The 13,274-nt window shown below is 47.9% G+C and carries 10 protein-coding genes; 9 read left to right on the forward strand and 1 reads right to left on the reverse strand.

Annotated elements, in window-relative coordinates; all coding sequences use genetic code 11:
- Window positions 1-3: 3 nt before the first annotated feature.
- The 9 genes from IEX98_RS00920 to IEX98_RS00960 all read left to right on the forward strand — a co-directional run bounded on the left by IEX98_RS00920 (window position 4) and on the right by IEX98_RS00960 (window position 9,621).
- Window positions 4-978, forward strand: a complete 975-nt coding sequence (locus IEX98_RS00920) for an ABC transporter substrate-binding protein (protein ID WP_188887071.1) — start codon at window positions 4-6, stop codon at window positions 976-978.
- A complete protein-coding gene (locus tag IEX98_RS00925) occupies window positions 978-1,763 on the forward strand; it encodes a (2Fe-2S)-binding protein (protein ID WP_188887072.1) in 786 nt (261 codons plus the stop codon). The genes IEX98_RS00920 and IEX98_RS00925 overlap by 1 nt, the downstream gene beginning before the upstream one ends.
- 134 nt (window positions 1,764-1,897) lie before the next feature.
- Window positions 1,898-2,770, forward strand: coding sequence for a YitT family protein (locus IEX98_RS00930; protein WP_188887073.1), 873 nt, complete (start codon window positions 1,898-1,900; stop codon window positions 2,768-2,770).
- Window positions 2,771-2,899: 129 nt separating this feature from the next.
- Window positions 2,900-4,141, forward strand: coding sequence for a sensor histidine kinase (locus IEX98_RS00935; RefSeq protein WP_188887074.1), 1,242 nt, complete (start codon window positions 2,900-2,902; stop codon window positions 4,139-4,141).
- A gap of 13 nt (window positions 4,142-4,154) precedes the next feature.
- The gene (locus IEX98_RS00940) at window positions 4,155-4,784 is read left to right on the forward strand and encodes a response regulator (protein WP_229691982.1); all 630 of its coding nucleotides are present in this window, start codon (window positions 4,155-4,157) and stop codon (window positions 4,782-4,784) included.
- Between the two features lie 252 nt (window positions 4,785-5,036).
- The gene (msrA, locus tag IEX98_RS00945) at window positions 5,037-6,080 is read left to right on the forward strand and encodes a peptide-methionine (S)-S-oxide reductase MsrA (RefSeq protein ID WP_188887910.1); all 1,044 of its coding nucleotides are present in this window, start codon (window positions 5,037-5,039) and stop codon (window positions 6,078-6,080) included.
- Between the two features lie 50 nt (window positions 6,081-6,130).
- The gene (locus IEX98_RS00950) at window positions 6,131-6,592 is read left to right on the forward strand and encodes a DinB family protein (RefSeq protein ID WP_188887076.1); all 462 of its coding nucleotides are present in this window, start codon (window positions 6,131-6,133) and stop codon (window positions 6,590-6,592) included.
- A gap of 95 nt (window positions 6,593-6,687) precedes the next feature.
- Entirely contained in the window at window positions 6,688-8,457 is a 1,770-nt protein-coding gene (locus IEX98_RS00955) for a methyl-accepting chemotaxis protein (RefSeq protein ID WP_188887077.1), read from the forward strand.
- Window positions 8,458-8,724: 267 nt separating this feature from the next.
- Entirely contained in the window at window positions 8,725-9,621 is an 897-nt protein-coding gene (locus IEX98_RS00960) for an alpha/beta hydrolase (RefSeq protein WP_188887078.1), read from the forward strand.
- An 85-nt stretch (window positions 9,622-9,706) separates the two neighbouring features.
- Here the strand turns inward: IEX98_RS00960 and IEX98_RS00965 are convergent, their stop codons facing one another.
- Window positions 9,707-13,189 (reverse strand): NHL domain-containing protein, encoded by a 3,483-nt coding sequence (locus IEX98_RS00965; RefSeq protein ID WP_188887079.1) that lies wholly within the window; start codon window positions 13,187-13,189, stop codon window positions 9,707-9,709.
- Between the last annotated feature and the right edge of the window lie 85 nt (window positions 13,190-13,274).

A 13,274-nucleotide genomic window follows, 5' to 3' on the forward strand; every position in this document is an offset into this window, starting at 1 on the left:
ACGATGTCACGTACGCTGTTAAGAACTTTTTGCTCCGCATTTATTATTATATCTTTGCTGGTGGTCGCAACTGCATGCGGGAAGGCTAACACGAATTCAATGCCAGACCCAACGGCGAGTCCTGAAGCTAGTCCAAGCACCTCACAAGAAGCGGCATTTACATTCAAGGATACGAAGGGTGAGCAGACACTGGATAAGCAGCCTGCTCGTATCGCAACAACGGTTACTTATTTGACAGACCATATGATTGCGCTGGGCCTTACTCCGGCATCTACAGTGAAATCGCAAAATCAGGATTTTCCACTCTATCTAAAGCCATTTTTGAATCAGGTAGATATTATTGGGGAGCAAGGCAAAGTAGATTTTGAGAAGCTGCTGGATCTGCAGCCTGATCTGATTATAACCGATACAAACAGCAGTGATATTTATGACAAATACGCAAAAATCGCTCCAACCGCTATTTTGGAAAATGGCTATGTTGCACCGGATTGGCAGACCGCTTTCCGTGCAACCGGTGCTGCATTTGGGCTGGAGGATAAAGCGGAGCAGGTCATTCAGGATTACGGCAAGCATATGGATGAGGCGATAGCTCAAATCCATGATAAGGTTGCCGGTAAAACCTTGATGGTGCTTCGTATACGAAATGATATTCGCTACTATGGTGATATGGATTATAAATGGCTGTATGATCAATTTGGATTCTCACGGCCAGCTGTTTTTCCAGTAACGAGTCCGGAGAGCCGTTATGAAGTGTTGTCTAAGGAAATTTTGCCGGAAGTTGATCCGGATTACATCCTGCTCATTAACGACAATGATGATATTTACAGTGAGTTGACAGGTTTTTCGCTGTGGAAAAATTTAAAGGCTGTTAAAAATGATCAGGTGTATTCGGTTGCTTCCGACTCCTGGTTTGGCGGCTATGGTCCAAACGCTGCAAACTCTATGATTGATGATTTAGTTAGATTATTCGCGAAGTAATGAATAATGAGCTATGGGAGCAGCTAGGTACGCTTTTTGGCATCCATTTGCAGCAGGAGAAAGAGGCGGTTTGCACCCTTACCGGGGCTGAACTGACGGATCGGGAGGCTATGAGGCAGTTTTTGACCTTGTACAGCCAACTTATTGAAGGAGAAGATCTGTCTGTTGGCGCGGCATATTTCTGCAGCTGGTTTGGAGATTTGACTGCAGCCTTACTTTATAGTGTGGCTATACATCGGTCGGCTCCAACTATGTCGCTATCCAATATGAGCGTACATCTTATTCAAGAGAAGAACTTTGTACGTATTGCCTTTCAATTCGTAGAGGATGAGGTTCTAACTGCGGGAGGAAGTATGGCTGATTGGCAGACTTGGCGTGAGGAGGTATTCCGTCGCTTTTACAGAGAATCTGTCCAGCCCTTGTTGTCATGTCTCGCTGAGGCTAGCGGGTTGAAGGCAGGGATCTTGTGGGGACAGTTGCCTACCGCCCTTCAAAACTATCGCGAAAAGCTGCAAGCCATGTTGACCGAGCGGAGGATGGATAAAGAATTAAGCCGGCTGGCTGAGGCGGACCACTATTTGTGCCATGTACTTGAACCAGAAGTATTTGGTCTTAAACGGAACCCTTTTCAAGTGAAGGTTCGATTGATTGATCATCCCTTAGCGGCAGGGCAGAAGCTGGCCATCAAGAATACATGCTGCTTGCAATATAAGCGGACAAATCGATCCTACTGTTATACTTGCCCTAAAGTAACAGCGCAGGAAAGAGCCAATTGGAAGTCTTAAGCGGGATTTATCTCGGATGGAGCGAAGCGTCATCTCAACCGTGCTGTGTGCGGGAGAGGTGGCGTTTTTTGCTAATACGTTATAAATAATTATATACTGTATACTATCAATTCGTAGTCAGGGGAGAAGATGGAATGAATCAAAGCAAAAAACAAACCTCGGCACCAGTAAAAATAATTTCAAAAGTGCTGTTGGTTATGATCGGAGCTTTTATTACGGCATACGGTCTAGAAGCGGTATTAATACCTAACAACGTCTCGGATGGTGGCGTTACGGGTATCAGTATCGTTGGCTCACAATTGTTTGGATTACCATTAGGGATGCTGATTGGAATCATAAACATTCCTTTTGTATGGTTAGGCTATAAGCAGATCGGTAAAAGCTTTGCCATTTATTCGGTTATCGGCATCGCCTCACTGGCAGTCAGCACTACACTTATGCATCATGTTCCTACGATTATTGAAGGGGATACCCTGTTAATTACCGTTGTTGGCGGGATTATCATCGGTTTTGGGATGGGACTAGCCTTGCGTAACGGCGGAGCATTGGATGGAATAGATATGCTAGCGGTGCTGCTGTCACGGAAATTGCCTTTTGGTACGAGTGACCTGATTCTGTTCTTAAATATGTTTGTATTTATTATCGTTTCAACGGTGTTCGGCCTTCAAGGAGCTATTCTGTCGGCACTTGCTTACTTTATTGCATCTAAGGTTATACATATTGTTGAAGAAGGCTTGAGCGGCTCTAAAACGTTTAAGATTATTACGAAACAGCCAGATATCATCATTGAGACGATTCGTGACCGTCTGGGCCGCGGGGCGACCTATACGGATGTTTACGGTGGTTACTCAAATGAGCCGTTTAAGGAAATCACTTGTGTCATCAACCGGATGGAAGAAAGCAAAATTAAAGATATTATACAGCAGATCGATCCTAACGCCTTTATCATCGTATACGATGTAGCTGAGGTTAAGGGCGGTACCTTTAAGAAGAAGGATATTCATTAGTTGTATAGGATTAGCTCATTGAAAATGTGGAAAGCCGCTGAATTAGCGGCTTTTCTTGTTATTAGGCCAATCAGTTATATGATATAATCGCCATGACAATGACACCATGAAGAAGGGTAGGGACAGCCAATGCTTCAAGATGAGAAGTTTATAAAAGGAGGGCCTCTGTCCTGGAAGCTCTTTTTCGGGCTGAAGCTCATACTTGGCTTGCTCGTCTCCGGTTTTTTTTATTTTGAGACGTCGATTGAGGCCTTTTGGCGGTTCAGCTTCCTAGTGTTTTCGGTTGTGGTGTTTCTGCTCGTCAATCTGTTCTATTCCAATGTAGAAAAGCGGAAGAAATGGCTGTTTCATCTGCTCATTCTGGATTTTCTAGTATCCGCTGCTTATGGCTATATCTTCATCGGGGGACACTTTCCGAATCAGCTGTTCGTTGGCATTACGGCATTGGCGATTCTTATGTTTTTAAACAATTTCCGCATGCTGATCCTCACTTGCGTGTTTTTGCTGGCTCTCTATCTGGTGACGATGGGCAGTGTCGATTGGTATTTATATAAGCAGTTTGATAGTATGAGCTACTTTATTACCTGCTCATTCATTATATTCGCAGGTATTGTCAGCTCGCTAATTCATTTCTACCAGAAAGCGCGCAAGGATACACTGAAGTTATACGAGCAGCTGATGGAGTCTCATGAGCGTCTACAGGAGTACGCCATTAAGGCTGAAGAATGGGCAGCTTCCAGAGAGCGTGTACGAATTGCCCGCGATATTCATGACACGGTCGGCCATAAGCTGACGAGCCTGATTGTGCAAATGCAGGCCGCTCGCAAGCTGAGTCAGGTAGATGCGAAGCGCAGCGGGAGTGTCTATCTGGAGTGCGAGGATTTGGTTCGTTCTGCTCTTCAGGAGGTCCGCCTTACAGTCCGGACGATCAGAGACGAGCCGGTTCAGCCGATGTTTCTGCATGAAAGTCTGGAAAAGCTGTCGGAAGAGTTCACGAAGTTTACGCAGGTTGTGACTCGCTTTGAGGTTGAAGGAAGCACGGTGCCGCTGCCAGGTGAGCTTCAGCTCGCTGCATATCGCATCGTACAGGAGTCGCTCACGAATGCAAAGAAGCACGCAGATGCGGAACATGCCCGTATCCGAATTGTCTATTCGGAGTCCGGTTTATCGCTTCACATCACCAATGATGGCAGCGTACCTGACGAAGTGAAGCCAGGCTTCGGATTATTGAATCTGCAAGAGCGAGTAAAGGAATGGAATGGCCGGGTATCCTTCGGGAAGGTTGACCGTATGCAGTTTGCGGTGCAAGCAGACATTCCTTATCCAAATACAGAAACGGAGGTGCCGCTTCTTGAGAATTCTGGTAGTTGACGATCAGCGCCTCATGCGGGAGGGTCTTGCGACCATCCTCAATCTGGAGTCTGGTATGGAAGTGGTTGGGACAGCCGTCGACGGACGGGATGCGTTTGCTAAAGTAACCGAATTACGGCCAGATGTCGTATTAATGGATATTCGTATGCCCGGTATGGACGGGGTGGAAGGCTCTGAGCTGATTCTTAGACACTTTCCAGAGATGAAAGTATTGATATTGACCACCTTTGATGATGCAGAGCTGATTCTGCGAGTGTTGGAGAAGGGGGTGCACGGCTATTTGCTGAAGGACATGCCCTCCGAGACTATCGTCAGCGCTATCCACACGGTATACAATGGGGGAACGGTCCTTCAGCCGGATATTACAGCCATGCTACTGAAGGAATTGAAGAAAATGCCGGCTGCCCCGTCCGTGCAGACTCCTCTGCTGAATGAGAATGATGAAAAGCTGTTAGGGAGTCTGACTGATCGGGAGAAGGAAATTTTGGCTTTATTGGGCCAAGGCCTGAATAATAAGGAGATAGCTGACCGGCTGTTTATTTCAGAAGGGACGGTCAAGAACCACGTATCCAGTCTTATGTCCAAGCTCGGACTGCGTGACCGGACGCAGGCGGCTGTATTTGCCGTCCGTCATTATAAGTAATTGAATAGTATGACTTTTGGCAGGGGGTGAAAATATTCCTGTCAGTTCACTAAAAATGCATACATAAATCCATGACAACCCGCACATTTGCTGCGGGTTTTTTGTTGTTAAAATTCATATTAAGAAAGGCGAGATCATACGGAGGTGGCAGGAATGAAGTTTAAAAAATACCGATATTTCGTATTGCCGGTTGCTCTAGCTGTCGTCATGGCCTATTACTTCTATAATGGGCCTAACCAAAACACAATGATGATGGAGGGACATAAGTCGGTGAATATCGCACATGCCGGTTCCGTAACGAACTATGAAACCGCCGTTTTTGCAGGAGGCTGCTTCTGGCAGTTTGAGCCGTACTTTGAGGATCTCACAGGCGTTCTCAGCGTTTCAACTGGTTATACAGGAGGTCATACCGAGAATCCGACCTATAACGAAGTATCCTCAGGAGGAACTGGACATCTAGAATCTCTAGAAGTTCGTTTTAACCCGAGCCAGATTTCATATGAGAAGCTGCTGCAAGTATTCTGGCATAGCATTGACCCGACAACTGCAGACGGCCAGTTCGACAACCGCGGCCCACAGTATCATACAGCTGTGTTCTACAACAGTAAGGAGCAAGAAGCTGCAGCCGAAGCTTCCAGAGATGCACTAGCAGCCTCCGGAAAATTCGACAAGCCCATTGTGACCGAGATTGCGGCTGCAACTGAATTTTATATGGCAGAAGAAGAGCATCAGGACTATTACAAAAAAAATAAATTTCTCTATAAGCTTAACCAGTATATGTCGGGGAGGGATTCTTTTTTGAATAGTACTTGGGGATCAAACAGGAAAGAAGAGGCTGCTAATCAAGAGGCGTCCCGGAAGGACTTCAATAAGGCGGAACGGCTGAAAGCATTGACCACGCTGCAATATAATGTAACCCAGAACGGCGCAGATGAGCGGCCGTTCGAGAATGAATATTGGGATAACCAGCAAGAAGGTATCTATATAGATATTGTTTCTGGTGAGCCGCTGTTCAGCTCCAAAGATAAATTTGATGCCGGAACAGGCTGGCCGAGCTTTACACAACCGTTAGACAAGGATCATGTTGTGCTGAAAGAAAAAGGCGGCTTTTTCTCTAAGTCCACCCAGGTCAGAAGCCGGGATGCCGATTCTTTCTTGGGCGATTTGTTCCACGATGGCCCTGAGCCTACGGGACTTCGCTATTGCATTAACTCTGCAGCTTTGGCGTTCATTCCGAAGGATAAGCTGGAGGAAAAAGGCTACGGTGATTATGCAGCGCAATTCAAAGAGCAGTAATTCTAGAGAGATGTGCATCTTAGGTTGACCAATATGAGGAGGTATGAACCATGAGAAACGATTTTATTTTCAGCATTTTGAAGAACCGTCACAATCAATTGATAGAGCTGGCTGCCCAGTGTCCGGAGGACAAGCGTAATATTGTGCCGGAAGGCTTCAAGAACAGCCTTCATTGGCACATTGGACATGTGCTTACAGTGACAGAATTCCACGTATTTGACCTTTCGGAATTTGAGCTGAATCAGAAGCTTCCTGCAAGCTATCAGGACTTTTTCGCTTATGGAACGAAGCCCGCAGACTGGCAAGGCGAGCCACCCGCATGGGATGTGCTGATCGGTCAATTAAGGAAACAGCCGGACGAGATCCGGGAATTGCTGGAGGGTAAGCTGGACGTACCGGTAAAAGAAAACTTTTTGAAGGCGGAGACGTTCGGAGAGCTGATTGTCTCCACGGTGCAGCATGCGGCCGAGCATATCGGCTTTGTCTCCGCCATGCTGAAGGCATTGAAATAATTTACCGATTCTGACCATAACAGCAGTTCAAAGGGGACTTTGGACTGCTGTTATGGATTATACGGCTATGGGTTTACTTTAACGGGGGGATCATCATGAAAGGAAAGACAGAACGGAACAGAAGACAATGGCGGTTTACGATCCGGAATAAATTGCTGATCACCTCGCTCGCAATTCTGATCATTCCGACATTGCTGGTAGGAAGCATGAGCATCTGGATCTCAGCCCGTGAAGGCGATCGGCAGACGGAGACCAATCTCCGGAACACAGTTCAAATGGCTTCGGAACTAATCGTTTCGTTCGAGGATGCCGTTAAGAAAGGTTCAATAAGCAAGGAAGATGCACAGGAGAAGATGAAGCAACTGCTTCTTGGGCCAAAGCAGGGGGATGGCACACGGACCATTAATACAAATATAGATATTGGCGAGCATGGGTATTTTTTTGTTCTAAACGATCAGGGTGACCTGGTTGCCCATCCGTCGCAGGAAGGTGAGCCTTTTTGGGACAAGCAGACCAGTGACGGCTTTTATCATATCCGGGATATGCTCCAGAAAGGGAAGCAGCCGGGCGGCGGTGTTACTGTATATAGATGGCCGCTGCCGGATTCGAAAGCAGACGCTATGAAAATTGCCTATTCGCTAAGGAACCCGGAATGGGGATGGACGATTGTAGCCGGCTCTTACATCAAGGATTATAACGCGGGACAGCAGCGAATTGTTCAGGGTATTGTATATACACTACTAGGGGGTATTGCAGCCGGCGGGATTATCGTTATCTTGTTTGCAATGCGTCTTACCCGGCCGCTTATCCAGTTGACACAGCAGGCCAGACAGGTGGCTGCAGGCGATTTGTCACAACGAGCGATTGCCATACATAGCCGAGATGAAATTGGCGACCTATACGACTCCTTTCAGATCATGCATAGCGGATTAAGGGAGCTGTCGCAGGGGCTGCTCTCCCATGCGGATGCCTTGTCTTCGGCCTCTCGCGACTTGTCCGTCACTTTCGGTGAGACAACAGCGGCGACAGACCAAATTTCCGTATCCGCACAAGAAGTGGCTTTAAGCAATAATACGCAAAAACGAAGCCTGCAAGAGAGCACTTATGCGATGGAAGAGCTGTCAGTCAGTGCGCATCGAATTGCATCCACCTCGTCGACCGCTCTTGAGGCTTCACAGGTTACTTTAACCCAAGCCGAACATGGAAACGGGCTGATTTCACAGTCAACAGAGCAAATGGTTGCTGTATCTACAACGGTGGGCGACCTCTCTCTAATTGTCAATCAGTTGAACGAGCGGTCGCATCAGATCGGTGAGATTATTGATGCGATGACGGCTATTTCGTCGCAAACCAATCTGCTTGCGCTTAATGCAGCGATTGAGGCTGCACGGGCTGGCGAGGAGGGCAAAGGATTTGCAGTTGTTGCGGATGAGATCAGGAAGCTGGCGGAGCGCTCCAGAATATCTGCAATGGAGGTCACCGAGCTGATTCAAGCCATTCTCGCCGACATTAATAAAGCCGCTATTGCCATGGAGCAAGGCGAGCAGGAGGTGCAAGCTGGTGTTGATTCCATCCGGCATTCGGGGGAGGCATTCCAGCGAATTCTGATTGCAACCCGCAGCGCCGTGTATCACGTAAAGGAAACTTCTACTGCGGCTGAACAAATATCTGCTAGCTCTCAGGAGTTCAATGCTTCCCTGCAGGAGATCGATCATATGGCGGTTCGGTCCAATGATCTGGCACAGACGATTTCCACTGCCACTGCCGGACAGCTTGCAGCAGTGGAAGAAATTTCTGCATCGGCGGACTCGATGAGACTAATATCCGAAGAGATGCTTCTGCTCGTAAAGCGATTCAAGCTATAGCGGCCGAACTAGAACAAGCCATGCGAAGTATGATTTTCGCATGGCTTGTTCTTTTTTTTGAAAATAAAAGTTGATTCTCAATTCAGGTGTTTGTCAAGATCAACAGCGTAAACTTTTAAAATAAAATAGAAATTTATATAATAACTTTTATTTATTTGTAGAAGCATCAATATGCCTATACTTATCTATGTAAAGTCGGGGTGTTAGATTTTATAATAAATGTGTAGCAATTAAACAACAAGAGACCACATCAGGGAGGAATGCTTCATGAAAAATTCATTGCGCCAAGCTCATCGTTTGTTTAAAGATCATTTGCCTAGCAATCCGGCATCTATTGAAGAATTGAGGGCAGGTGTGGAGGCGATGTTTGGCCTGCTTCCTGTAGCAAGCGATTTAGTTACAGAGAAGGTAGATATAGATGGAATGGAAGCGGAGTGGCAAATACTACCGGAATCTAAAGATGACCGCGTGCTTCTATACTTTCACGGCGGAGGTTTTATGTACGGGAGTATCCAATCTTATCGGATTGAATCCAGTGAAATGGGGAGAGCGGCCCAAGCACGCGTGTTGTCTGTCAATTACCGCTTGGCACCTGAACATCCGTTTCCTGCACCGATTGAAGATGCGTTGAAAGCTTATGACTGGCTGTTGGATCAAGGGTATCAGCCTCATAATATAATTATTGGCGGGGTATCGGCAGGAGGGAATTTAACAGCAGCTTTATTGATGAAAATCAGGGATACCAAAACGGCTATGCCTGCCGGAGGGGTCATGGTTTCTCCGTGGATTGATTTGGGACAAACAGGAGATACCTATGTCACGAAAGAAGGAGTAGATCCCGTTGTTACCAAAGAAGCCCTCGTACAGCTGGCTGATAATTATTTAAATGGAGTTTCCCCAAATGTGCCTTATGCTTCACCGATTTATGGCGATTTGAGAGGGCTGCCGCCTATTTACGTAATGGTCGGTGAATCAGAACTTATGCTGAGTGAATCTCTGACGTTTGTGACTCGGGCCGCACTGGCAGGTGTTGATATCCGTTTCAGATCTTGGCCTTCCATGTTTCACAACTGGCTCAGCTTTCATTCCAGCTTGGAGGAAGCGCAAGAAGGCGTAATAAGTACCGGAAACTTCATGAATGAATTGTATGAGAAAAATCAGTAATCTGTGCTGACCCTTTCGCGTACAACAAGAGGCTGCTCCAGAAGGTGTTGAAATCCCTTCCGGAGCAGCCTCTATTCAATTGCACCTATTCGATTAGCTCCGATTTCCGAAGCAATCTCTGTACGATCACGGCAGCTTCCGCTCGCGTAATGAACGCTTTCGGAGCGAACTCTTTACCGCTGCGGCCGGAGATGATTCCGGCTTGTATGCCGGCTGCGACGCCGCTTTTTGCCCAGACAGCTATACGAACCTCGTCTGCGAAGGCCTTGAGCAGCTCATCTCCCGCTTGGGACGAAGGAAGCTTGTCATTCAGCCCAGTCAGCTTCATCGCATTCGCAATGATTGCCATCGCCTGCTCCCGCGTAATGTTGTCCTCGGGGCGGAAGGTCCCGTCTTCAAAGCCATTGATGAGCTGATAAGTATGAGCGGTTTGGACTGCTCCGCTATACCATGCATCCGGCCTCACGTCTGAGAAAGGCGATTCCGCGCTGCTGTCGGCCTTCAGTCCCAAGCCCCGAACGAGTATTGCCGCGAACTCTGCGCGAGTGATGTCATGGTCAGGGTGGAACAGGGAATTGGTATCGCCACTCACGACCATGCGTGAACCTAGATCGATCACGGCTTCTTTGGCCCATTGCGCAGTTACATCCTTGAAGGCGACCGAATGCCGAATGACGGCGTAAGTGCTGTTCGTTAGGCTGTATACTTTTGCATAGACCTTGCCGTCACGCGTCTCAAACCGGGTAGGTACATGACGGACCGTTCCATCCGCTTCTACGACGACGGCAGTCGCAGCTGGGCTGGAATCTGTGCCATCCGGAAGCGTGATTGTTCTCTCCACATAGGTGCCGAACTTGGTTACTTCTTTATCTGCACTGCCGTAGAACCCCCTCACTGTAAAGTTTACTGGAGGAGAGATAAGGGCGAAGCCGCCTTGAGCCGCAGCGTTCTCGACGAGCTGCACGGTTTCGGCTGCCGGTTTGGCGATTTCGAGCTGAACCCTAAGCCCTTGCAGCGCCGCTGAGTCTCCAAATGATTGAATCAGCAACTGAGTGTCAAGCTGCTGGAGAGGCATTCTGTAGGTGGCGTCCGTGGTCCGGACTTCCACAATCACTTGCTGCTCTGCCAGGTATTGAAGAAGCAGCCCATTAAGTTCTACCTTAGCAACATCAGAAGGAGGATCGACTTGAATGGTGATGACCGCCCCGCGCGCAGCTCCTGCAAGCTGCTCCTCCAGCTTGGTTTGAACCAGCTGGACAGATGTCGTATGCTGGCCATCCCTGTTCGCCTTCTCCACAGTTGCCGTTCCAGCTTTCGCCTCTATGCCGTTGATGGACACTGACACGCCAGTCGCCGGTTTCTCCGGTTCAGCCGGAACCGATGGCGTAACACTCGGCGGCGCACTTGGCGTTACGAAATTTGAAGCCGCTGAAGCCGTTCCGCTTCCTGCCAGATTTATTGCCTTCACCGTGAATGTATAGGTCGTACCGTTCGTTAACCCTGTAACCTTGATCGGGCTGACGCTGCCCGTTGCGGTAAAGCCGCCGGGTGAAGCGGTCACCTCATAGCTTGTAATCGGACGACCTCCGTCATTCGAAGGAGGCGTGAAAGGGACCAATGCCTGTCCATTGTCCGCTGTCACCGTGCCGATTGCGGGCGCATCCGGCACCGTAAATGGCGTAACGCTAACGGTATTGGAGAGCGGGCTGTCTCCTTTGTAATTCGTGCTCTTAACTGTAAAGTAATAAGTGATCCCATTCGTTAATCCGGCCGCTGTGTAGCCATATACCGATCCGCTGACTGAACCGACCTCCATTCCAGTCACAGCAGAATTATCGCTTTGATAGATGGTATACCCTGATGAATCGCCCACGGGGCTCCATTCCAAGCTTGCCTGCGCGTCCCCAGCAGCTGCGGGCTTCAATAGCGGTGCTCCCGGTACCGGAGTCGTGTCGCTGATGTCGATCGCAAACGTCAGTGTATCTCCCTTAGCGAACGAGAAGAGGAGGGACTTCGTTCCGATTGGTTGACTGGCCAAGAACGATTTCTTAATCGTTACTGCATTGCCAGATAAACTGTAATCGATGTCTTCAACGAGTTCTGTTCCTTCGAGAGATATCCTTTCAAGCGTATGGCCGTTCCAGATGATCGTCGTCGTAACATCCGCTTGAGCGGAGGCATTCTTATCGAAATCGCTTGTCGCCGGGCTAAGTTGCGGAGCCAGGATCGTGGCGCTAGCTTCAATAGAAGCTCCGCTAACGCCACCGGGAGTTGATGCTTTAACGGTAAAGTAATAGGTTGTTCCATTTAATAAACCGGTCGTCCCATAGTTATATACCGATCCGCTTACAGTAGCGATTTCTGAACCGGAGTCTCCCGTAGTCGTGCTTCTGAATAGTTTATATTCATCCACTCCGCGTACCGGATCCCAGTTCAGTGTCACCTTAGCCGTTCCTGCCGTTGCAGTTAGATTTGCCGGTGCCGAAGGCACTGCTGCGAACGTCACCTTCCGTATTCGATGATTCAACTTATCCGATAAATAGAGATGACCCGCACTGTCGATCACTATACCAAGGGGAAAATTCAATAGCGCGGACGTGGCTAATCCGCCATCTCCTGAATACCCGCTTATTTCCATACCCGCTACTATGAGGACATTCCCTGTCGATTTCTCCACTTTATGGATTCTATGGTTATCGTCCAAACCTTCGAAATACAAATTTCCTGCGCTATCAATTGCTATTTCACTAGGATATCTTAATTGCGCTTTCACAGTAGTAATTATTCCAGTCAATAGGTCAACTTTCCGTATACGAAAATTCTCAGTATCCGCTATATACAAATCTCCGGAGTTATCTATTGCAATTCCTATTGGATATTTCAATTTCGCTGAAGAGGCTGGACCGTCATCTCCCGAAAATCCGGCTGCACCTGTACCTGCAACCGTACTGATTATTCCAGTCACTGAATCAATCATCCGGACACAACTATTTAATCTTTCTGTGATAAATAAATTACCCTTGCTGTCAAAGGCTAACGCCACGGGTCTGTTAAATGAAGCAGATGCGGCTAAACCTCCATCTCCTGAATATCCTATTGTACCCGTACCTGCTACGGTACTGATTCTTCCGCTTGGATCAACCTTTCGGATACGATGATTTTCACTATCGGCAATATACAGATTTCCATTATTGTCGAACGCTATTCCTCTAGGAATATTAAGTTTTGCAGACGTGGCTAACCCTCCGTCTCCGGAATATCCGCTTGAGCCCGTTCCCGCAATCGTGCTAATTTTGCCTGTTCCGTCGACCTTCCTGATCACATGATTAGCTGAATCTGCAACATACAAATTCCCCGCGCTATCGATTGCTAATGAAGTTGGCTGCCTTAGTTTTGCATTTGAAGCCAACCCGCCATTTCCTGAATATCCGGGTGTACCCGTACCGGCCACCGTCTCAATAATTCCTTTTGCCGACGCGGCGCTAACTCGATTGCCCAGCGGTGTCAAGCTGCTTGTGAGCAGTAATGCTGCAAGGAAAACGACCATGCCTCTTTTGATCCCCTTCATTCTTACATTTCTCCCATCAATTAATCTCAGAGTTTGCTATGATCCCAATCCTAACAACGTCTAAGTGGAAATTATAGTATACTTA

Source organism: Paenibacillus radicis (ex Gao et al. 2016) (genome assembly GCF_014641555.1).
In the GTDB taxonomy this organism is placed as follows: Bacteria; Bacillota; Bacilli; order Paenibacillales; family Paenibacillaceae; genus Pristimantibacillus; species Pristimantibacillus radicis.